The 474-nt window shown below is 63.7% G+C and carries 1 protein-coding gene; it reads left to right on the top strand.

Annotated elements, in window-relative coordinates; translation table 11 throughout:
• Window positions 1-26: 26 nt before the first annotated feature.
• A partial coding sequence (locus EOC94_RS33535; RefSeq protein ID WP_127295886.1) for a transporter substrate-binding domain-containing protein occupies window positions 27-474 on the top strand: 448 nt, incomplete at its 3' end.

Genomic DNA, 474 nt, shown 5'->3' with positions numbered 1-474 from the left:
GAGCACGACTGTGGCGGAGTTTTATCTTGGCGTTCCGGTGGAGGTCCTTCGCCTTTGCGATGCTGATCGGGTTGCTGTCGTTCGCCGACGGTGCGCGCGCCGCGGCGCCTCAGGTTCCGGTGCTGTGGGATGCCAAGGAGCGGCTGCCCAAGCCAGACCTTTCGAAGCTGCCCCGGCTGAGATTCCTCACCACCACGGACTTCCCGCCTTTCAACTTCCTCGACGGTGCGGGAAAGCTGTCCGGCTTCCACATCGATCTGGCACGCGCCATCTGCGCCGAGCTTGGCATTGTCGAAAAATGCCAGATCCAGGCCCTGCCCTGGGCCGAGCTGGAAGGCGCACTGCGGAAAGGCGAAGGCGAGGCGATCATCGCCGGCATCGCCGCAACACCGGAATCGCGCGCGACCTACGCCTTCTCACGCTCCTATCTGCAGTTTCCAGCGCGCTTCATCATGCCGAAAGGCAAGGCGCTGA

Origin of the sequence: Mesorhizobium sp. M6A.T.Ce.TU.016.01.1.1 (assembly GCF_003997065.1) — a bacterium.
Classification (GTDB): domain Bacteria; phylum Pseudomonadota; class Alphaproteobacteria; order Rhizobiales; family Rhizobiaceae; genus Mesorhizobium; species Mesorhizobium mediterraneum.
This window is presented reverse-complemented; position numbering and strand designations above follow the sequence as displayed.